Here is a 21,285-nt window from a genome sequence, read left to right as displayed (position 1 = left end):
ATGCCCGATTATCAGGTGAAAGTCAGGGAAACCTGCCCTCAGTACGTAGTAGTCGGTATTTTAACATCAGCACCCCAAAGCTAGGCTCATGACACTCGAAACGGTCCGCACATTTGCCACTAAGGGGGGCAGATGCGCTTTAATAATTGGGAGGAACCTTATGGATCGTCGTTCTTTTCTAAAAACTTCTGCACTTGCCGGCACAGGCGCTGCAACACTTGCAGCACCAGCTTATGCACAAGGCAAACGCACACTGACTATGGTGACCTCTTGGGGTCGCGGTCTGGCAGGTGTGTTTGACGCGGCACAGCAAAGCGCAGACATGATCAGCGCACTGACAGACGGTCAGCTGACTGTCGACATCAAAGCAGCTGGCGAACTGGTTGGCGCGTTTGAAGTGTTTGACGCGGTATCTTCCGGTCAGGCCGATATGTACCACGCTGCGGAATACTACTTCCTGAACCAGCATCCAGCTTATGCGTATTTCACAGGTGTTCCATTTGGTCTGACATCGACTGAAACAAACATCTGGTACTACCAAGGTGGTGGTAAAGAGCTGCATGACGAGCTGGGTCAGATCTTTGGTCTGAAAACATTCCTGGCAGGTAACACAGGTACACAGGCTGGCGGTTGGTATCGCAAAGAGATCAACAGCCCAGATGACTTCCAAGGTCTGAAGCTGCGTATGCCGGGTCTTGGTGGCCAGGCGATGGGTAAACTTGGTGCATCCGTTCAAGCGATCCCAGGCGGCGAAGTGTATCAAGCACTGGCTTCCGGTGCTCTGGACGCAACCGAATGGATCGGCCCATGGGCGGATGAGAAGGCTGGTTTCCAGGAAATCACCAAGTTCTACTATGCTTCCGGTTTCCATGAGCCAGGCGTTGGTCTTGCACTCGCAACAAACCGCGACGTTTTCGAAGATTTGACACCTGCACAGCAGACAGCAATCGAAACCGCAGCGGCAGTTACAAACCAAAACAACCTTGCTCTGTTCATTGCGAACCACGGTCCAGCGCTGCAGCGTCTGAAGTCCGCGGGCGTAAAAGTTCTGCAGTTCAACGATGAAATCTGGGACGCGTTTGGTCGTGCGTCCATCGAAGTCATGGACAGCTATATGGATGATGAGCTCTTCGCGAAGATCCGTAACTCCGCAGAAGCATCTCGTGGTTCTACATCTGGCTGGATCAGCCAGTCTGAATCCGTATTTGTCGCACAGCGCGACCGCGTACTCGGCGGCTAAGCACACCCTATGCAACACAATGGCCCCGAAATTCGGGGCAATTTTTCGATCTAGCTGTATAAAGGGAGCAGATAGATCGTTGAAGATTTCAGGGGGAAATCATGCAAGACTCTGGCACGGCCAGCTTTGGGCAGGTTCTGTCTGCCATCGGGGAAGGTGTACTCTGGTTTGTCCAGAACATCGCGATGGCCTTCTATAATATCGGATACGCAATCACTCATCCGTCGCTGTGGCTCGACTGGAGCAACAAAGAAGCCATTATGCGCTTCATCTACTACGGTGGATCGGTTGAGTTCTTCTTTGCCGTCTTCAGCGTCATTCTGGTGACAACGTTTGTGGGCATCTGGAAACGTCAGGTGCTTTGGACAGTTGTTCGCGGCCTAGAAGGCTTTGCAAACACAATCGGGCGTTTCTTTGCTTGGGCAGGCCTTCTGATGGTTCTGCAGCAGATTATCATCGTCTTTATGCAAAGGATTTTCACGCGGCCTGATCTGGTATTCGGCTTTGGTATTCCGGTGCAATTCGACATCAGCTGGTGGTCCGAAGAACTAAAGCTTTACAACGCGATGATCGTTGCTCTTTGCGCGACTTACACCTTTGTGCAAGGCAGTCACGTGCGGGTGGACTTGATCTATTCCGGTGTCTCACGAAAGACCAAAAAGATCATCGACATGCTGGGGTCTCTGCTCTTCATGATGCCAGTGGCTGTTCTGACATGGATGTATGGCTGGTTCTTCCTGTGGCGCCACCTGATCGTGCCGAAACCGTCAGCATCTGATCAGCTGGATCGTCTGCTTCTTAAATCGCGCGCGCTGCGCTGGAACATTGAAACCATCGGTTTCTCACCAAACGGCTTTAGCGCTTACTTCCTATTCAAAATTCTCCTGGTCGCCTTTGCGGGCATGGTTTTCTTGCAAGCCGTTGCCTTTTTCTACCGCTCTTACCTTGAGATGGTGGAAGGCGCTGAAAGCGAAGGAAAATACCTGGATCGAGACACGCTCGGCGAAGGTGAAGAAGCCTACGAAGGCACACACTGAGGTAAGGGACAGAGACTATGTTATTCGGACTTGATGGGGTCGAAATCGGCCTGATTATCGTCTTCCTTTGCCTCTTCGGGGGCATTCTATCGGGCTTCCCAGTGGCCTTTGCCATCGGTGGTGCAGGCATTATTGCCTTTGGCATTATCGCGGCATTGGACAGCGCGGGATTGCTTATTCACCAGGCGATCGACACCGGATCAAACGCCTATAATGCTTTGATTTCAGACGGGGTAAATCCTGATAAGATTTCGGTCTTCAGGTATCCTGAATTGCCCACAATTGCTGAACCGGTTTTTGTTTCAGGCTGGGAAACCGCGCTTGATCGCAACCTTTCCTTTGTTGTGAACCGGATTAACGAGCGTGTTCTGGCGGGACAATCCATCGAGACACTACTTGCGGTTCTAATGTTTGTTCTGATGGGCATCACGCTTGAGCGCTCCAAGATTGCAAACGATCTCTTGACCACTATGGCGCGTGTCTTCGGCCCGCTGCCGGGCGGTCTGGCTGTATCGGTTGTGGTTGTGGGTGCCTTCCTGGCGGCCTCAACAGGTATCGTGGGCGCGACAGTTGTCACCATGGGTCTGTTGTCTCTGCCAACCATGCTGCGCAATAACTACTCGCCTGAATTGGCAACAGGTGTGATTGCAGCCTCTGGTACGCTAGGTCAGATCATTCCGCCGTCCATCGTGATCGTTCTTTTGGGCACTTTGGCGGGTGATCTTTATTCTACAGCACAGGAGACCCGTGCACAGCTTGCCGGCTGTACGGACGCCTTGACCTATCTGGGCGAGCCTGCGGTTGTTTCGGTTGGGACGTTGTTCCAAGCGGCACTTCTGCCCGGTATCATGCTGGCCTTCCTCTATGGTTTCTATGCCTTTGGTTACGCGATGCTGAACCCATCCAAGGCACCAGCAGTTGAGTTCGCGGACTCCAGCGCTGAGGTGGTGACACGCAATGAGCGTCTGACTTGGTTTGTTGCTGCTCCAGTTGTTTTGATCGGCGGTTTAATCCTGCTGTCTTCCGTCAATGTCGTGGGCGGTCAGAACATTATCGTCGACAGTTTCACTGACAGCGGTAAAACGGCCAGCCTGCGGACCTCTGTAAGTGAGCAATGTCAGGCTTCGATGATTGATCTTCATGGTCAAGAAGCTTGGGATATAGCCGTTGCAGAACAGGCAGCCATCGATGAAGCAGGTGGTGTCCAGGACAGCCGTCAGCTGACAGAAGAGGAACGTGCAGAAATCTTTGCAGAGCGCGTTGCCAATGCCGCCCCGATTGGGTCCGGTCTGGCCATCGCAATGATGTTCCTTGCTCTGATGATGACAACAGCGCGCGGCGTTGCTCCAAGCGCTGATACTCGTCCACTGCTGATCGGTGCGGCCGGAGTTGTTTTGACCCTTCTGGTCAACGCGATCTGGGTCACACCGACCACATCACCGGGCACAGCTTTGGTGATGATGATCTTACCGATTCTCGCAGCTCTTTATGGTGCGAAATACGCGGTTGCTTTGCTGGGACGAAACGAGCTGCTGCGTGTGGTCTTCCCACCACTCGTATTGATTGTTGCAGTTCTCGGCTCCATCTTAGGTGGTATCACCAACCCAACCCCAGCTGCGGCTTTGGGGGCAGGGGGCGCGATCCTCTTGGCGGCGTACCGCAAACTGCGTGAAAACGATCAGTCCGGAAAAGTCATCATCCAAGGCGCCTTCGCGATTGTCATCATGTTGCTTGTGGGTGTGAACTTTGATCTGCGGATTGGTCAGTCTGATGCATCCTTGGAAACATGGCTCGCCTTCCTGGTTGCGTATGGCGCCTATCTCTTTGCGATGTTTGGGATTCTCTACAGCTGCTGGACCCTGTTTAAATACTCGGTTCTGTCACCTGTAGTGCGCGAAACGGCCAAGGTGACCTCCATGGTCTTTACCATCCTGATCGGGTCACAGATCCTGAACCTCGTGGTGATTTCCTTCGGTGGAGAGCATTACATCCAGCAGTTCCTGCGCTCCTTTGACAGCGAGCTGACGGTCTTCCTGATCGTGATGCTTGTCTTGTTTGTGCTGGGCTTCGTCCTCGACTTCCTTGAGATCATCTACATCGTGATCCCAATCGTCGGGCCGGTCATTTACGGTGGTACTTTTGATCCGAAGTGGGTCACGATCATGGTGGCTGTAAACCTGCAGACATCCTTCCTGACACCACCGTTTGGTTTCGCGCTGTTCTATCTGCGCGGGGTGGCACCGAAGAGCGTAACGACCACACATATCTACCGCGGTGTGGCGCCATTTGTTCTGATCCAGGTCCTGGGGCTGGCAATCCTGTGGTTCTTCCCATCGATTGTGACGATCCTGCCAAACCTAATCGGCAACTGATCAGAGTATCGGTGGAGATATAGAGAAGGGCCCTGCGGGGCCCTTTTTGTTGACCTCAAGCACAGGCAACGTCCAAGGACGGAACAGTATCGGTGGTCACATCAATATCACGTTCCGTTTAGCCTGGCTCCAATGCGGTCTCATTGCGCCTATTATTGAACAGAATTTATGGAGACTAATCATGCTGACACGCCGACAAACGCTTGCTCTTCTGACTGCGACACCTGCTGCGCTTACGATGTTTCCGAACATGGCAATAGCGCAAAAACCTAAGGTTTTTCAGAATCCGGTAGCGATCAATGCCATTGATCCGATTGCCTATTTTGAAGAGTCAAAACCGGTGCCGGGATCGGCAGATCATACAGTGGTTTGGAATGGCGCAGAGTGGCATTTTGCGAGCCGCAGCAATGCATCCAAGTTTGAATCTGACCCTGAAACCTATGCGCCAGTCTTTGGCGGCTACTGCGCTTTTGCCGCATCACGTGGCTATCTCGCCCCAACGATCCCGGAAGCCTGGACAATCCACGAAGGGAAGCTCTACCTCAACGCAAACCTTCGCGCGCAAGAACTATGGCGGCAGGACATTCCCGGTAACATCGCGGCTGGCTTGAAAAATTGGCCTGGAATTCTCGGCTGATCTAAAGATCTTCCTGTCTCGCGCTTTATAAGAAGAATTAGAAGACCCGTTCAGCCCTTAAAAACTGTATCAGGCAAGCCAATATTGGCCACTTGATCCGAGATTTTCTCTCTCGGTTGGGTCATTGCTTCGACATCAAAGTCTTCAGGATCTTCAATCTTTTGCCAGCTGCCCTGTGCAAAGACCTCAAGGCCAGAAAACTTGGCCTGATAGCCCATCTTGTCGCTGCCCGGCACCCAATAGCCCAAATAGACGTAGGGCAGGTTGGCTTCTAATGCGATGCGGATGTGATCCAATATCAGGAAGGTTCCAAGTGAGTTGCGCTGATAATTCGGGCTAAAGAAGCTGTAGACCATGCTAACGCCATCTTCGAAGACATCGGTCAGACAGACGGCCACCAGATCGTCTGAATCCTCATCGACATATTCAACAACTCGAGAGCGGATCGGTGTTTCTTCAATCATCGCCGCGAACTCAAAGACATCCATATCGGCCATACCGCCATCGGCATGGCGTGCCTCTAGATAGGTGCGGAAAAGCTCATACTGCTCTTCTGTGGCCCAGGGAGAAGTTGCCTTTCGGTTTAGTCCCTGATTGCGTTTCAGGATGCGTCTTTGGCTTTTGGTGATATTGAAATCTGCAACATTGATGCGGGCTGACAGGCAGGCGCCGCAATCACTGCAGGTTGGCCGGTAAAGCACATTCTGTGAACGACGAAAGCCTTGATGCGACAAAGCATCGTTGAGTTCCTGCGCGTTATCGCCCTGAAGTGCGGTAAAGAGCTTACGCTCCATGCGCCCCGGTAGATACGGGCACGGCTGCGGTGCCGTGACATAAAACTGAGGGGCAAGTGGGAGCGAATGACGCATACGAGGCCGCGATATTGTTACAGATCAGTCCGACTGTAACAACGGTTTGCGGCCTCGCCAAGCGTTGAAAACGTTTAGTAACGCGCGGCCTTGTTGATCGCGACCGAGCCCATAAAGTGGTCGGTCAGACCTTGGGCGCGCGATGTGGTCATCATAAGAACCATGGAAATGATCTGCAGGATGAAAAAGCCCCATGAAATATGATAGGCCAGCGTGTGCAGGAAGGCATGCCCAAGCTCAAAGCGCTCGCCATTTTGGGTGCGTAGTTCGATGCCGACAAAACGCATGCCAAGTGTGGCAGACCCATTGGCGATTGTGACGACACGGTAGACAAAGCTCATGATCATAAAGATCACGCCAAAAAAGAAGATGCCTGTAAATAGTGTCAGCGGCAGCACCAGCGCGCTGAGAATGCCGATCAGGACCATATCAATGACCCAGGCAATCAAACGTTTCACTGGAACGTCTGCATAAAACTCTGGCTGAGTTTGCGGGTCAGGAAGTGCGTAAGCGCGGGTGTTCATGTCTCTCTCTTTGCCGTCTATGGCTTTTTCTAAAGTTGGGCCCCCGAAATTCGGGAGCCTGTTTGTTTTAGGCGTCTTGGGTCGTGAACGCTTATGCGTCTTCAGACTGCTCTTCGCGCTCTTTCGCAGCCTTTTTTGCACGCTCATCCATGAACTGGTCAAACTCAGACTTGTCCTTTGCTTCGCGCAGACGCTCAAGGAAAGCTTCGAAGTTTGCTTGTTCTTCTTCCAGACGCGAAATGGTTTCGTCGCGATAAGCGTCAAACGCTGTGTTGCCAGAAGAATGCATCATATGCATGCGATGGCGGGACTTCGATTTGCGGCAGGATTTTCCGAACATACCTTTTTTGCTCCAGATCATATAGAAGAGTAGGGCCAGGCCAACCGGCCAGAAGAAGACGAAGCCAAGAACCATAGCGGCAATCCAGGCACCTTTACCCTTACTGTCCAGCCATGCCTCGCTCCGAGAAAACCATCCCATATGAGTGGTGTTTGGGGTGGCGGTGGCAACAGATGTCATTTTCGTCTCCGTGGTTGAGTGTTAATGTGAATGCCTTTCACATCAATCAATTTGGTATCACGGCGGCGTGAAACAAGGGTTCATGTGAATGTTTTTTACATTATTTTGAAATACATATACTTATCAAATAATTAGGACCTATGAGGCGTGAGGTTTCTTAACGATTTTGCTCACTGCATCGAATAAAATGCCAGAAATTATCAGTTTTCAAATCATGAAATCGCCAATTTGCTGTCAGTTAATCGGGAAATTCCCGCCGGACAGCTTCAAAATCTACGCCTAGAACCGGGAGAAGAGCAGGGCGCTGCTTTCCCTGAAATCGGAGGTCATATGAAGTCTCGCACGAAAGTTGCCGTCATTGGTGGCGGGATCGCTGGGTGTTCAACACTGTATCATCTGGTGCAGGAGGGTTGGACCGATGTTGTCTTGATCGAGAGAGACGAGCTGACGTCAGGGACAACATGGCACTCTGCGGCGCAGGTGACGAATTTTGGCATGAACCAGACGATGGTCGGCCTGAAATCCTACTCGATCGCGCTTTATAAGACGTTGCGCGATGATGCAGACTACCCGGTGGGCTATCATCATGGCGACGGCGGCATACGCCTCGCCAATACCGAAGCACAGATGCAGGGCTACCGGCATTTCGCATCCATGGCCCGCGGTATGGGCGTGGAGTATGAGATTTTAGATGCAGAAGAATGTGCGCGGCGACATCCTTTGATTTCCACCGACAATCTGCTTGGTGGGCTCTGGGATGGTGAGGACGGCGACATTGACCCGGCGCAGCTCTGTCAGGCGCTGGCGGTTCACGCGCGCAGGGCAGGGGCCGAGGTCTACCGGCATACGGCTGTGACCGCTTTGACGCAGAAAAGTGATGACACCTGGACCGTGGAAACCACAAACGGGACGATTGATGCGGATATCGTGGTCAACGCCTGTGGCTACCGTGTCAATGAAGTGGGTGCAATGATGGGGGTGCATCATCCGGTGGCTTCTATGGAGCACCAGTATTTCGTTACCGAAGACATTCCAGCCATCATCGACGCTGGCCATCGCATGCCGCTCTTACGCTGTCCGATCTCAGACTATTATTCCCGTCAGGAAAAGAACGGCTTGCTTGTTGGGTTCTATGAACAGGACTGCAAAACTTGGGGCATGGACGGCATCAGTCCAAGCTTTGCCAATGATCTTTGCCCGGATGATCTGGATCGTGTCATGGAGGTGCTGGAGGGCGCGTTTGAGCGGATGCCTGTGTTGGCTGAGGTGGGTATCAAGCGCATTGTGAATGGTCCGATCACCTACACAATCGATGGTACCCCGCTTGTCGGCCCAATTCCCGGAAAGAAAAATGCATTTTGTATCATAGGCTTGCGTGCAGGGTTGGGTGAGGGCGGGGGCCATGGCTGGCTGCTGTCACAGCAGATCGTGCATGGCGAGGCCTGTTATGACACCTGGTGCATCGACCCGCGCCGGTTCACTGGGCATGCCAACGTCGAATTGACCGCGTTGAAGGCCATTGAAGACTATCAGAATGAGTTTCGCTTTCATTTCCCACATGAACATCGCCCAGCTGGGCGGCCTGCAAAGACAACGCCTTTGACGCCGATCTTCGCTGCGGAAGGGGCTGAGTTCACGGTTGTGAACGGCTGGGAACGCGTTGATTACATCAAGCCAAAACCGGATTTTCATCCAAGTTTGAGCTTTGGTTTTGACGAGACTTTTGACGTAGTTGCGTCCGAAGTTAAGAACATTCAAACCAATGTCGGTCTCTGTGAAGTCAATGGTTTCAATCGCTTAGAGATCACAGGTGCTGATCGGCACCAGTTTATGGATCGCTTGATCTGCGGAAACGTCCCAAAACGGGCAGGGCGTGTGGGTCTCGGTTACCTTCTGAACCATCAGGGTATGATCAAATGCGAAGCAACGATTGCCAATATCCCTGCCACTGATCGCGGCCCGGATCGGATTTGGTACGGCTCAGCTGCCGCCAGCGAATATCATGACATGGATTGGCTCACATCACATCTGAAAGCTGAAGAAGATGTTCAGATCAAAAGCCTGACAAAAGATCAAACCATCTTGGTTCTCGCTGGTCCCAAAGCCCGTCAGGTGCTGTCAGCTTGTTCCCGTGCAGATTGGAGCAAGGAAGCCTTTCCTTGGCTCTCTGTGCGCGAATGCTTCATTGGGATTGCACCAGCCACTGTTATGGCTGTGAGTTTTTCTGGCGAGCTGGCTTATGAAATCCACGTCCCAAATGCATCGCTCTATGCGGCATATCTGGCGTTGAGAGATGCAGGCAAGGCACATGGCTTATCTCTCTTTGGCGCGCGTGCCGTGGATTCAATGCGCATGGAAAAAGGGTTCCTGCATTGGAAAGCTGACTTGCTCACTGAATTTGATCCGTTTGAAACTGGGCTCTCCAGATTTGTGAATTTGGAGAAGTCAGACTTCATCGGTAAAGCAGCGCTGCTTGAGCGTCAGAAAGCTGGGCCACAGCGTAAACTGGTGACGTTGAGTGTGAACAGCACAACGCAACCGGCACATGGCGGCGCATCGGTTATGGTCGACGGCTCGGTTGTTGGTACCGTGACATCCGGTGAATGGGGCCACAGGACGGGATTGAATTTGGCCTATGGATTTGTTGAGCCAGATCTCTCGCGAGTTGGTCAGGCGTTGAAGATTGATCTTTGCGGGGATCTGGTGGATGCGGAAGTTGTCGCGAAGGCCCAATACGATCCAGAGTTCGATTTGCTACGCAATTGATCCGAAGGGGGCTGTGATGCCGCGTATCAAAATCAGCGCATCATTAATACGTATAATGGTAATTATGTAAATTAATGATGTGACGAGAAACGCGCTTCAACTTAAAGAAACGCGTTTCTCTTCAAAAGCTTAAAGGCACAGGCTTATGCAGCGCTTTGCTTAGCGGTAATACGAGCAACAATTACTCTGAACGGCACCAGAGCGATCAGCGCGAGGCTGAGCTTCACAGACCAGTCGGCAATTGCCAGTGACACCCACAGCGGCGCAACTGGGCCAGCGCCGAGGATTGGTAGCGCTTCGTTCGCCCAGGACACATCGTTCGCTGGCTCGACAAATGTCAGGCCCGCAGAAAATGCGATTGTAAAAAACAGCGCCGTGTCGATGGTCGAGCCGATCAGCGTGGATGCCAGCGGTGCGCGCCACCAGGCGCCGTCTCTCAGGCGATCAAAGATCGCAACATCAAGAAGCTGTGCTGTCAGGAACGCCAGACCGGAACCAATCGCGATGCGCAATGTGACGGCTGGATATTCAAACCCGTCGCCCTGGATCATGATCTGAGTGCCAATCATGGAACAGATCACGCCAACGATGAAACCTGCAAAAACCACTTTGCGCGCGGCTTGAACGCCATAGATGCGGTTCATCAGGTCTGTGACCAGAAAGGCCAGCGGATATGTAAATGCGCCCCAAGTCAGCCAATTGCCGAAGAGGAATTGCACAAGAATGTTTGACGCGACCACGATGGCCGCCATGGCAAGAATGCCGGGAATATGAATGCGTGTCATGATATGACCCGTTTTTGCAAGGTTGCGGGGAACTTGATCCAGCCGAGGCGGACAGGGCGTCTTATAGCGCGAAACCCTTTGTTGCAAGCCTTTCTTGGCCCTCAAACCGGAGTGGCACCCCTGCCCTTTGACGCAATTTTGCAGCGCTTCTTTGTGATCTCATTCTGAAGGTGGACTTTGCCAAACCCTTCGCGCTAAACAGTTTTAAACACTGGGGACACTGTCATGACATCCATTCTTATTTTGAACGGACCAAATCTGAACCTGCTGGGCACACGCCAGCCAGAGGTCTATGGCAGCACCACCTTGCAAGATATCGAAGATATTTGCGAAGCCCACGGCAAAGCCCTGGGCGTTGAAATTGTCTGTAAGCAGTCCAATCATGAAGGCGAATTAATCGATGCCATTCATGATGCCAAAGGCGATCACGATGGGATTGTTTTGAACGCGGGCGCTTACACTCATACATCTATTGCATTGATGGACGCGATCTCATCGGTCGCCCTGCCCGTTATTGAACTCCATCTTTCAAATATTCATGCCCGTGAAGAATTCCGGCACAAATCATTCATCGCCCCGGTTGCAGTTGGTCAGATCTGCGGCTTTGGTGCCACCGGATATCGTTTGGCAATTGAGGCGCTGATCGACCACGTCAGGTAACAAATGGACGACGCAACGCTGCGTTATATTGCCGAGATTACAAGTGCGACGACCCAGGAAGCTCTGTGGAGCATGCACCTGGAAAAAATGGCCAGTTATGGCTTTGATCGACTTCTGTACGGCTACACGAACTTTCGGGTGGACTATAACCTCGGTGATCCTGAGGATTTCGTTGTGCTGTCCAATCTCGACCGCGCGTATCTCACGCGTTTCTTTGGCGAACGGATGTTTCTGCATGGTCCTATGATCAGGTGGGCACTTGATCATGTGGGTGCTCAAAGTTGGGAACATATAGCCGCGGTGATGCTGAAACGCCCTATGACCCGGGAAGAGCAAGAGGTCTTTGAGTTCAACAAAAGCTACGGAGTTACAGCGGGTTACACTGTAAGTTTTAAGTCAGTGTCCATGCGGGCCAAGGGGGCGATCAGCTTGATCGGACCACCCGGAGTTCCGCAAAGCGTGCTGGATGATATCTGGTCTGAACACGGCGATACATTAGTTCTGATGAACAATGTGCTTCATCTGAAGCTTTTGAACCTTCCTTACAGCAATCCGCAGCGTGCTTTAACGAAGAGACAACGCGAAGTGCTGGAATGGGTTTCAGATGGAAAAACCATTCAGGATATATCCACGCTGATGGGACGAACAACAGCCACGGTCGAGAAACATCTGCGGCTTGCACGAGAGTCACTTGGGGTTGAAACCACCGCTCAAGCGGTACTCAAAGCTACATTTCTCAACCAAATATTTATCGTGGAGAGTTGAGAACAACTCTGGGTAAAGGAATGTGCAAAAGGTAAGGAATTCCTTACCTTCACCTCACCCGGATACGTTGTAAGGATTAACCGTTCCCGTGAGTGTGGCCTAAGGCCTGGGACATGAAGGGCGCACCCCCAGCGATTACTGGGCTCTGCGCTCTTTGTCATGACAAGCACATGGCATACAAAGTCAAAGGCCCAATAATAAAGGCCTTTGCAGCTGTTCCGGACCTCCATCCCCATGACAGGGTCCGAAAACAGATCGGCGCTGAAGATCCCCATCTTCGGCGCCGTTCATTATTATTCACAACCAAAAAACGAAAACGCCGCCCAAAAATTGGGCGGCGCTTCTTAACATAAGTGAAGGAAAGATTAGCCTTGAGCTGCCTTCGCAACTTCTGCTGCGAAATCTTCTTCTTTCTTCTCGATGCCTTCACCAACCTGCATACGCACGTAGCCAACGATTTCTGCGCCTGCTTCTTTTGCAGCTGCTTCAACAGTCAGGTCAGGGTTGATGACGAAGTTCTGGCCAAGCAGAGTGACTTCTGCGAGGAACTTCTTCATACGGCCAACGATCATTTTTTCGATCACTTGCTCTGGCTTGCCAGATTCACGTGCGATCTCGATCTGAACGTTTTTCTCTTTTTCAACAACCGCTGGGTCCAGGTCTGCTTCGGACAGGGACTGAGGCGCTGCCGCTGCGATGTGCATTGCAACCTGCTTACCAAACGCTTCGTCGCCACCTTTCAGGGCTACGAGAACACCGATGTTGCCCATGCCGTCTGCTGCTGGGTTGTGGATATAGGACGCAACAACGTCGCCTTCCACAGATGCCATGCGGCGCAGGGACATGTTTTCACCGATTGTCGCGATTGCGTCAGTGATCACTTCGGATACTGGTTTGCCGTTCAGTTCTGCGTTTGCCAGCTCTTCAACGTTTGCAACGTTAACTGCTGCGCCTGCGATGCCTGCAACCATGTTCTGGAAGTCAGCGTTCTTACCAACGAAGTCGGTTTCAGAGTTAACTTCAACAGCAACACCTTTGCCGCCTTCTACTTTAACCGCAACCAGACCTTCAGCCGCTGTACGGCCGGATTTCTTTGCCGCTTTCGCCAGACCTTTGGTGCGCAGCCAATCGATTGCCGCTTCTTGATCACCATCAGTTTCTGTCAGGGCTTTTTTAGCGTCCATCATGCCTGCGCCGGTCATCTCGCGCAGTTCTTTCACCATCTTGGCAGTAACAGCCATCTTGGTTCTCCTGAGAATTTGAGAAATCTTAATGAGGGCGGGCCTACCCTGCCCTCATGTCAAATTTGTAACGCTTACGCGTCTGCTGCGGCGGCTTCTTCAGCAACAGCTTCTTCAACTGGTGCTTCTTCGAATTCGCCCAGATCAACGCCTGCAGCGCCCAGCTGTGCGGACATGCCTTCCAGAGCGGCACGTGCTGCCAGATCACAGTACAGAGCGATCGCGCGGGATGCGTCATCGTTGCCTGGGATCACGTAGTCAACGCCTGCTGGGGAGCAGTTTGTGTCAACAACAGCAACCACTGGGATACCCAGTTTGTTAGCTTCTGCGATGGCCAGTGCTTCTTTTTTCACGTCGATGACGAACAGCAGGTCAGGAACGCCACCCATTTCGCGGATACCGCCGAGGGATGCCTGAAGTTTCTGCTGGTCACGTTCCATGCCCAGGCGCTCTTTTTTGGTGAGGCCTTCGCCGCCGGATGCGATTTGTTCATCGATCGCGTTCAGACGGTTGATGGACTGAGAAACTGTTTTCCAGTTTGTCAGCGTGCCGCCGAGCCAGCGGTGGTTCATGAAGTACTGAGCGGATTTCTCAGCTGCGTCTGCGATTGGTGCAGATGCCTGACGCTTGGTGCCAACGAACAGTACGCGACCGCCTTTAGCAACAGTGTCTTGAATTGCGTTCAGAGCCGCGTCCAGCATTGGAACGGTCTGTGTGAGGTCCATGATGTGGATGCCGTTACGCGCGCCGTAGATATACTCGGCCATGCGTGGGTTCCAGCGCTGTGTCTGGTGACCAAAGTGTACGCCTGCTTCAAGCAGCTGGCGCATGGTGAACTCAACGTGAGCCATGCTTTCTTCCTTTTCCGGTTTACGCCTGAGTGGGGGAAAGTGAGAGCGGATGCTCCAACCGGCGGGCCTTTGAGGATGTCTCCCCCAAATGGACCAACCCCCACCTGCGGGATTGAATGGGCGCGCTTTACATGGGTTTTAGAGGGCTGACAAGAGCCGAGAGGTCTTCTTTTTCGCGAAATACGGTGTTTTTTGAGTATTTTTGCAAAGAAGAAGCAGAGACCTTGTTTTATTGGCCGATCGCTGTGCGAAAGTGCCCGGATCTGACACTGGTTTCGGTATCAGCGGCAAGAGCCTTTCGGTTGGCAAAATCCGCAACAGCGACTGGATTGTGAAAGATGACCTCAACGTGCCCATGGCGCGCCGCCGCCAGCATCTGAAGCATATGTGCTCCGAAATCCATATCCCCCCACCAGCCATAAAAGCGGGAGTCTTCGCCCTCTGGTGCGTGGTAGTTTACCGTCACAGGTTGGATTTGCATGTGTTCTTTAAGGCCATCTGCAAAAAAGGCCGCGAAGAGCGTTGATTTGAATGGCAAAACTCGAAGTGCATCCGTGGATGTGCCTTCAGGGAAGAAGAGCAGTTTTTGCCCGGCAGCCAGGCAATCTTCAAAAAGCTGCTTCTGAGCAGCCGCTTCTTTGCGATCCCGCGCGATGAAAACGGTGCCCGCAATTTTTGCGATGAATCCAATGCCGGGCCATCGGGCAACTTCGGCCTTTGAAACAAAGAACACCGGGTTCTTTGCGTTCAGTGTGAATATATCCAGCCAGGACGAATGGTTCGCCACCACAGCGCCACCGGTTCTCATCGGCGTGCCTTGGGTTTGGAAACGAATGCCCATGACTCTGAGGCAAAGACGCGATACCAGAGCGGGAACGAAGCTCCCGACCGGTCTGCGTATACCAAAGATCGGTTTTTCGAATATCCGAATAAGCGTGAGGCTTACGATGCCAAACAGCATGATCATTGCGATCACACTTCCGCGTAGCACCACTCGCAGCCATCCCAATGCCGAGATGGATTTCATCTCTGGGTAGCTTTCCTCCCCGGTCCATGTGGGAGAGCTCATCTTAAGCGCCTCGCGTATAGATGCTGCGCTGGGTGGCGTTTAGTTTTTCAGTGTCCATCACCAAACAAACATCTGTTGTGTTGAATTCATGATCAACATAGGCACCATCACCAATATTTCCACCAAGACGCAGATAGCCTTTGATCAGTGCAGGCACATCGCGCATCGCCTTCACGCGATTTATGTCAGCTTCGGCGCATAAGTTCATGTTTTGATAGTGTTTATCAACGGCCCTAACGCGCAGGTCATCTGGCGCCAGATGACGATGGTAGAGCATGGAAAGGGACTCTTTCAGCTCCTCAATATTGGTGCCATGAAAACTCGCGGTACCAAACAGGATCTCAACACCGTGTTTGTTGACGTAATCCGCAAGTCCGTTCCACAAGAGATACATCGCCGCCCCGCCCCGGTAGTCGGCATGCAGGCAGGAGCGGCCCAGTTCCATGAGTTTGCGACCGCTTTCTTTCAACACGGTCAGATCATATTCACCCTCGGTGTAATAGCGCCCGATCTTGGGCATCATGTCATCGCGCAACAGACGATAGACGCCGATGACCTGTTCCTTCACAGTTTCACCGCGCGTGGTGTCGAGCAGCATCAGATGATCAAAATGCGGATCGTATTCGTCTTTCTCTAACTGCGCCTCGTGGTCCACAAGATCGCCCTGCCCGCCCAATTCCTGCACGAAGACTTGATACCGCAGATGTTGAGCCGCGAGGATGTCTTCCTCGGTGCAGGCGAGTTTTAATTCAAAATGATCGGTGGATGCGCGCATGACAGGTAGAGTGCTCTTTTCTGCGGTTTTATGCGGCCCGGAGAGGCTTGGCAACTCTATGCCGATCGCTGGCATAAACAGCTTGAAGAATTCAATTTAAAGTAGAATTATTTCTTCATTAACACTTTATGGCTTCTATTCTGTCATGGCCGGCAACAGACCCACGCGACGACTGTCCAATACGACTTTTCCAACCTCCTGGAAGTTCACCGTAATTTTTCCAGCGATGTTGGATTGGACCTGTCCCAGCCCCCAATCGGGTTGGTCAGGATGGCGCACGATCATGCCCGGTTCCAAAAATGCATTCAAATCTTCCATAAGCCTTCTCTATCGGTAATTCCCATCATGATTAACCCCCATCTTCACGAACTTGTCGCATCGCGTATTTGCCACGATCTCATCAGCCCGATTGGGGCCTGCGCCAATGGGGCGGAACTTCTAAGCATGGGAGGTGGTGAAGAAGAGGCAGCCCTGATCAGCGATAGTGCCGCCAATGCCAGCGGACGTGTGAGGTTCTTTCGCATCGCTTTTGGTCAGAGCAGCGCCAGCAATTCCGTTCCAAAGCAGGAAGTGAAAGACGCCTTACAGGCCATTGCTTCTGATCGGCTTTTGTTTGATTGGCAAATCGATGGAGATGTCTCACGCAAAGAGACGCAGGCGGTGTTTTTAGCGGTTCTCTGCCTAGAACGCGCGATGCCGCGTGGCGGAGCGGTCATCATCAAAAAGATCGATGACAAATGGAGTCTCTCGGCGGAAAGCAGCAATCTCTTGATCACCGAAGCCCTCTGGACGCCGCTCTCACAAAGTCGGTCGCCGGATGAGATCATCCCGGCAACCGTCTCCTTTGCACTACTCCCAGAGGCTCTGGGGCACCTGAGCCGTCATATCAGTATCAACATGACGGAGACGCGGATACTGATGCAGTTTTAGGCGCGGGTGGTGCCGTTGCCTTCGACCAGGTATTTGAAGCTGGTCAACTGAGCGGCACCCACCGGACCACGCGCATGCATTTTGCCGGTTGCGATGCCGATCTCTGCCCCCATGCCAAACTCACCGCCGTCCGCAAACTGCGTGGATGCGTTCCGCATCAGGATCGCGCTGTCCAGACGTTCAAAGAACCGCGCCGCGGTGGCGTCATTTTCTGTAATGATGCAATCGGTGTGGTTGGAGCCAAACTGACGAATATGCGCGATAGCATCATCCACGGAAGCGACTGATTTTGCAGCAATATCCATGTCGAGATATTCCTTGCCCCAATCTTCATCGGTTGCCGCGACAGCACCTTCAACAGACAGGAACGCTTCACCAGCGTGGATCGTAACACCTGCTTCAGAAAGCATCGCCAAAACGTCTTTGCCAAGCGTGTCTTTGACGTCCTCGTGGATCAGCAGACATTCCGCTGCGCCACAAATCCCGGTGCGACGAGTCTTTGCATTCAGGATCACATCCATGGCTTTCTGAGCATCGGCGTCTTTGTCGATGTAGATATGAACAATGCCTTCAAGGTGAGCAAAAACTGGAACGCGCGCTTCGCGCTGCACGAGGCCAACAAGACCTTTACCGCCGCGTGGAACGATCACGTCAACCGTATCAACCATGGTCAGCAGTTCTTGTACTGCTGCGCGATCACGCGTTGGGACCAGTTGTACTGCGTCTTCAGGTAGACCGGCCATTTTCAGGCCATCCACAAGGCAAGCATGGATCGCACCAGATGAATGGAAGCTTTCAGAGCCACCGCGCAGGATGACCGCATTCCCGGACTTCAAACAGAGCGCACCAGCGTCAGCAGTCACATTTGGACGACTTTCATAAATGACGCCAATAACGCCCAAAGGTGTGCGCACGCGTTTGATGTTGAGACCCGTTGGGCGGTCCCATTCAGCAAGGACTTCGCCAACAGGGTCATCCTGGCCTGCCACGGCACGCAACCCGTCACAGATGCCCTGAATACGAGATTCATCGAGCATCAGACGATCCATCATGGCTGGGCTCAGACCTTTGTCGCGGCCATAGTCCAGGTCTCTGGCATTGGCGGCAATGATCTCATCACGGCGTTCCCAAACCGCATCCGCAGCAGCGGTCAGAGCCTGTTCTTTCTGTTCCGGCGGGGCAAAGGCCAGCTCTGCGCTTGCGGCTTTGGCGCGTTGGCCAATGTCACTCATCAGGGCGGCGATATCTGTGATGTCTTTCATCAGATCTATCCTTTGCGTTGGTTGAGCCGGAGGATGCCTCCGGCGGAGGTATTTATGCCAAAAAGAAAACTAGAGGGCCATATCATCCCGATGAATGAGCGCGGTGCGGCCCTGGTATCCCAGGATGGTTTCAATGTCAGACGACTTGCGTCCTTTGATTTGAGCGGCTTCCTGGGCGGTACAGGTGCAGAGCCCCTGCCCCAGTTTCCGCCCGTCACTGGCGAGAATTTCGACTGGATCACCGCGTTCAAAGGATCCTGTGACAGCGGTCACGCCGGCAGGCAGCAAGCTTTTGCCTTTGCTCAGCGCGCCCTGAGCACCATCGTCGATGGTCAGCGCGCCTTGCGGTTTCATGGAGCTGATCCAGCGTTTGCGGGCCTGTTGTGGGGTCACCTGGGCTGTGAACCAAGTCGCATTTGCACCGTTTTCCAGAGCCGTCAATGGCCGCATAACGGAGCCCTCTGTGATGGCCATAGCACAGCCGCCGCCGGTTGCAGTTTTCGCGGCCAGAAGCTTGGTGATCATACCGCCTTTGGAAAGCCCGGAGAGGCCGTCACCTGCCATAGCTTCGATCTCTGGCGTGATCTCATCCACAACTTCAAAACGGATCGCATCTGGATTGCTCTGAGGATTGTCAGAATAAAACCCGTCGACGTCTGAGAGCAGTATGAGTTGATCAGCACCTGTGGTCAGGGCAATCTGAGCGGCCAGTCGATCATTGTCGCCATAGCGGATCTCATCGGTGGCGACAGTGTCGTTTTCATTCACGATCGGCACCACACCCATCTTCAGAAGATGATTGAGCGTGGCGCGAGAATTCAAATATCTCCGACGGTTAGCGCTGTCTTCTAATGTGACGAGAACCTGTGCAGTCATGATATCATGAGGTGCCAGCGCTTCTTCGTAAGCACGCGCCAGACGGATTTGGCCCACAGCCGCCGCCGCTTGGGATTGGTCCAAGGGAAGATCTTGAGAGGCAAGCCTTAAAGCGCCTCGCCCGAGAGCGATGGACCCAGAAGAAACCAAAACGACGTCAGTGCCCTGGCTTTTCAACCAAGCAACGTCTTCGGCCAGCGCCAGCAACCAGTCTTTACGCAATGCCCCATTGCTCCGGTCCACAAGCAAGGCGGACCCGATTTTGATCACCAGTCGTTTTGCGGTGGCCAAACTCGTGGTTAGGGTTGCCAAGGTGCTTCTTCCTCGTCTTCATGTTCGGCCTGTTTTTGACGCAGCCGATTGTCGTCAATCTGGCTCCGAAGCGCGCGCAGCACTTCGGTTACATTCTCTTGGCTGGCACCAGACATCAACATCACTGGCGCGCCGATGGCAGTTTCGAGTTCTTCCTTCAGGAAGGCGCGCTCTTCTTCGTCCATGGTGTCGATCTTATTCAGCACCGTGATGCGCGGCTTATCAGCCAAAACGCCACCGTAGGCCTCAAGTTCGCCAATGATCGTCTCATAGTCCTTTGCGGGATCACCAGAAGTGCCATCCACAAGATGCAAAAGCACCGCACAGCGTTCGACGTGGCCCAGGAAGAGGTCGCCAAGCCCCCTACCCTCGGACGCACCTTCGATGAGACCGGGAATATCAGCGACTACAAATTCAACACCATCAACCCCGACAACACCGAGGTTCGGGTAAAGGGTCGTGAAAGGGTAATCCGCGATTTTTGGACGCGCGTTGGATGTCGCAGCCAAGAAGGTGGATTTGCCAGCATTTGGCAGACCCAGCAGACCGACATCCGCAATCAGTTTCAAGCGCAGCCAGATCGTGCGTTCAATGCCCGGCTGGCCGGGGTTTGCACGACGTGGGGCTTGGTTGGTTGACGACTTAAAGTGCAGGTTGCCCCAGCCACCATTGCCGCCCTTTGCAATCAAGAAACGCTGGCCAACTTCGGTCAGGTCCGCAATCACAGTCTCCTGATCTTCGTCCATGATCTCTGTGCCGACAGGCACGCGCAATACGATGTCATCGCCTCTTGCGCCAGTACGGCCACTGCCCATGCCCGCTTGGCCGGATTTCGCAAAGAAGTGCTGCTGATAGCGGAAGTCGATCAGCGTGTTGAGACCTTCGACTGCTTCGGCCCAAACAGAACCGCCATTGCCACCGTCACCACCGTCAGGTCCGCCATATTCGATGAACTTTTCACGGCGGAAGGACACACAGCCACCACCACCGCCACCCGAGCGGATACAGACCTTTGTCAGATCAAGAAATTTCATTGTGGCGGTCCTTTCAGGCGGGGTGTCCCCGCCTGTTACAGCATAGACGGGGGCAAGCTCAATCGAGTTTTAGGCTATATGTCCATGTTGGCACCGGGGCATTGCGTGCGACCGAGAAGTTTTCGGCATCCCCAAGGTATTGAAAGCCGGAATTGGTCAGCACACGCGCCGAAGCCGGGTTATCTTGAAAGACGCTGGCAAAGAGGGTTTTGGACCCCAGTGGGTTTGCTGCAATCAATGTGCGCACGGCCTCAGACGCCACACCAGTGTTCCAATAAGGCGGTGCAACCCAGTAGCCCACTTCAGCTTGATCCTCAGAGACGCGATCAAGGGAGATCACGCCCATAACTTCAGAATTGCCCTCTGCAGTACCATCCATGGCCCAGACGTCTTCGCTGCGGCCCTCGTCGTGAGAGCGTGCGATAAAGGCTTCGGTTGCACCCGGTGGTAGCGGGTGCGGAATAGATGTTGTCATGCGCGCGAGGTCACGCTCGCCCGCGTAATGTTCAATCATCCCCTGGTCGGACCGACGCAGAGGGCGCAGAACGAAACGTTCCGCCTCTATAACCAGTTGGTTCACAATCTTATCGTGCATCATCTGCACATCCTCCAAACATACCCAATCAGACTACAAACGGGGTTTGTACTCTGGCTCTCTATCCGGGCCTCACACGATCAGGCTCATCTGCGGGTTAAGCTTGAAAACCGGTCCTCCCAAACCAATTTCTGGCCCCACATTTGTTCCGAAGTCGTGCGCATC

General features: G+C 53.1%; 21 protein-coding genes. 8 read left to right on the top strand and 13 right to left on the bottom strand.

Features of this window, described 5'->3' with window-relative positions; translation table 11 throughout:
• Window positions 1-160: 160 nt before the first annotated feature.
• The 4 genes from M0D42_RS05515 (at window position 161) to M0D42_RS05500 (ending at window position 5,286) form a co-directional block, all read left to right on the top strand.
• Window positions 161-1,240 (top strand): TRAP transporter substrate-binding protein, encoded by a 1,080-nt coding sequence (locus M0D42_RS05515; protein ID WP_265020595.1) that lies wholly within the window; start codon window positions 161-163, stop codon window positions 1,238-1,240.
• 101 nt (window positions 1,241-1,341) lie between these two features.
• Window positions 1,342-2,277 carry a TRAP transporter small permease subunit gene (locus tag M0D42_RS05510; protein WP_265020594.1) on the top strand — a complete coding sequence of 312 codons (936 nt, stop codon included), beginning with the start codon at window positions 1,342-1,344 and terminating at the stop codon, window positions 2,275-2,277.
• Between the two features lie 17 nt (window positions 2,278-2,294).
• Window positions 2,295-4,649, top strand: a complete 2,355-nt coding sequence (locus tag M0D42_RS05505) for a TRAP transporter large permease (RefSeq protein WP_265020593.1) — start codon at window positions 2,295-2,297, stop codon at window positions 4,647-4,649.
• A 181-nt stretch (window positions 4,650-4,830) separates the two neighbouring features.
• Complete coding sequence (locus M0D42_RS05500) at window positions 4,831-5,286, top strand: YHS domain-containing (seleno)protein (protein ID WP_265020592.1); 456 nt, start codon at window positions 4,831-4,833, stop codon at window positions 5,284-5,286.
• 50 nt (window positions 5,287-5,336) lie between these two features.
• Here M0D42_RS05500 and M0D42_RS05495 read toward each other — a convergent pair whose 3' ends face one another.
• From M0D42_RS05495 to M0D42_RS05485, 3 genes are all read right to left on the bottom strand, one after another.
• On the bottom strand, window positions 5,337-6,155 hold the full coding sequence (locus M0D42_RS05495; RefSeq protein WP_265020591.1) for an arginyltransferase: 819 nt from the start codon (window positions 6,153-6,155) through the stop codon (window positions 5,337-5,339).
• Between the two features lie 74 nt (window positions 6,156-6,229).
• The gene (locus M0D42_RS05490) at window positions 6,230-6,679 is read right to left on the bottom strand and encodes an RDD family protein (protein ID WP_265020590.1); all 450 of its coding nucleotides are present in this window, start codon (window positions 6,677-6,679) and stop codon (window positions 6,230-6,232) included.
• 91 nt (window positions 6,680-6,770) lie between these two features.
• Window positions 6,771-7,199, bottom strand: a complete 429-nt coding sequence (locus tag M0D42_RS05485; protein WP_265020589.1) for a DUF2852 domain-containing protein — start codon at window positions 7,197-7,199, stop codon at window positions 6,771-6,773.
• A 330-nt stretch (window positions 7,200-7,529) separates the two neighbouring features.
• Between M0D42_RS05485 and M0D42_RS05480 the strand changes: the two genes are divergently transcribed.
• A complete protein-coding gene (locus M0D42_RS05480; RefSeq protein ID WP_265020588.1) occupies window positions 7,530-9,965 on the top strand; it encodes a GcvT family protein in 2,436 nt (811 codons plus the stop codon).
• A 143-nt stretch (window positions 9,966-10,108) separates the two neighbouring features.
• Here M0D42_RS05480 and M0D42_RS05475 read toward each other — a convergent pair whose 3' ends face one another.
• The gene (locus M0D42_RS05475; protein ID WP_265020587.1) at window positions 10,109-10,750 is read right to left on the bottom strand and encodes a queuosine precursor transporter; all 642 of its coding nucleotides are present in this window, start codon (window positions 10,748-10,750) and stop codon (window positions 10,109-10,111) included.
• Between the two features lie 225 nt (window positions 10,751-10,975).
• On the opposite strand from M0D42_RS05475, the gene aroQ reads away from it, so the two are divergent.
• Both aroQ and M0D42_RS05465 read left to right on the top strand, forming a co-directional pair.
• The gene (gene aroQ, locus M0D42_RS05470) at window positions 10,976-11,410 is read left to right on the top strand and encodes a type II 3-dehydroquinate dehydratase (protein WP_265020586.1); all 435 of its coding nucleotides are present in this window, start codon (window positions 10,976-10,978) and stop codon (window positions 11,408-11,410) included.
• Window positions 11,411-11,413: 3 nt separating this feature from the next.
• Complete coding sequence (locus M0D42_RS05465) at window positions 11,414-12,175, top strand: LuxR family transcriptional regulator (RefSeq protein WP_265020585.1); 762 nt, start codon at window positions 11,414-11,416, stop codon at window positions 12,173-12,175.
• 365 nt (window positions 12,176-12,540) lie between these two features.
• Here the strand turns inward: M0D42_RS05465 and tsf are convergent, their stop codons facing one another.
• From tsf to M0D42_RS05440, 5 genes are all read right to left on the bottom strand, one after another.
• Window positions 12,541-13,416, bottom strand: a complete 876-nt coding sequence (tsf, locus tag M0D42_RS05460) for a translation elongation factor Ts (RefSeq protein WP_265020584.1) — start codon at window positions 13,414-13,416, stop codon at window positions 12,541-12,543.
• Between the two features lie 74 nt (window positions 13,417-13,490).
• Window positions 13,491-14,267 carry a 30S ribosomal protein S2 gene (gene rpsB / locus M0D42_RS05455; RefSeq protein ID WP_265020583.1) on the bottom strand — a complete coding sequence of 259 codons (777 nt, stop codon included), beginning with the start codon at window positions 14,265-14,267 and terminating at the stop codon, window positions 13,491-13,493.
• A gap of 229 nt (window positions 14,268-14,496) precedes the next feature.
• Entirely contained in the window at window positions 14,497-15,336 is an 840-nt protein-coding gene (locus M0D42_RS05450; protein ID WP_265020582.1) for a lysophospholipid acyltransferase family protein, read from the bottom strand.
• Window position 15,337: 1 nt separating this feature from the next.
• Window positions 15,338-16,111, bottom strand: a complete 774-nt coding sequence (locus tag M0D42_RS05445) for a GNAT family N-acetyltransferase (RefSeq protein WP_265020581.1) — start codon at window positions 16,109-16,111, stop codon at window positions 15,338-15,340.
• A 135-nt stretch (window positions 16,112-16,246) separates the two neighbouring features.
• Entirely contained in the window at window positions 16,247-16,429 is a 183-nt protein-coding gene (locus M0D42_RS05440) for a DUF3553 domain-containing protein (RefSeq protein ID WP_265020580.1), read from the bottom strand.
• A 27-nt stretch (window positions 16,430-16,456) separates the two neighbouring features.
• Here M0D42_RS05440 and M0D42_RS05435 point away from each other — a divergent pair, with 27 nt between their 5' ends.
• On the top strand, window positions 16,457-17,041 hold the full coding sequence (locus tag M0D42_RS05435; protein ID WP_265020579.1) for a histidine phosphotransferase family protein: 585 nt from the start codon (window positions 16,457-16,459) through the stop codon (window positions 17,039-17,041).
• On the opposite strand, the gene M0D42_RS05430 is transcribed toward M0D42_RS05435, so the two are convergent.
• The 4 genes from M0D42_RS05430 to M0D42_RS05415 form a co-directional block, all read right to left on the bottom strand.
• Window positions 17,038-18,303, bottom strand: a complete 1,266-nt coding sequence (locus tag M0D42_RS05430) for a glutamate-5-semialdehyde dehydrogenase (protein ID WP_265020578.1) — start codon at window positions 18,301-18,303, stop codon at window positions 17,038-17,040. The genes M0D42_RS05435 and M0D42_RS05430 overlap by 4 nt on opposite strands.
• A 69-nt stretch (window positions 18,304-18,372) precedes the next feature.
• Entirely contained in the window at window positions 18,373-19,491 is a 1,119-nt protein-coding gene (proB, locus tag M0D42_RS05425; RefSeq protein ID WP_265020577.1) for a glutamate 5-kinase, read from the bottom strand.
• Window positions 19,479-20,525, bottom strand: a complete 1,047-nt coding sequence (gene obgE / locus M0D42_RS05420) for a GTPase ObgE (protein WP_265020576.1) — start codon at window positions 20,523-20,525, stop codon at window positions 19,479-19,481. The genes proB and obgE overlap by 13 nt, the downstream gene beginning before the upstream one ends.
• Window positions 20,526-20,583: 58 nt before the next feature.
• A complete protein-coding gene (locus M0D42_RS05415; RefSeq protein ID WP_265020575.1) occupies window positions 20,584-21,123 on the bottom strand; it encodes a GNAT family N-acetyltransferase in 540 nt (179 codons plus the stop codon).
• Window positions 21,124-21,285: the final 162 nt, after the last annotated feature.

The sequence above is a fragment of the Cognatishimia activa genome (assembly GCF_026016445.1).
Lineage (GTDB): Bacteria > Pseudomonadota > Alphaproteobacteria > Rhodobacterales > Rhodobacteraceae > Cognatishimia > Cognatishimia activa_B.
This window is presented reverse-complemented; position numbering and strand designations above follow the sequence as displayed.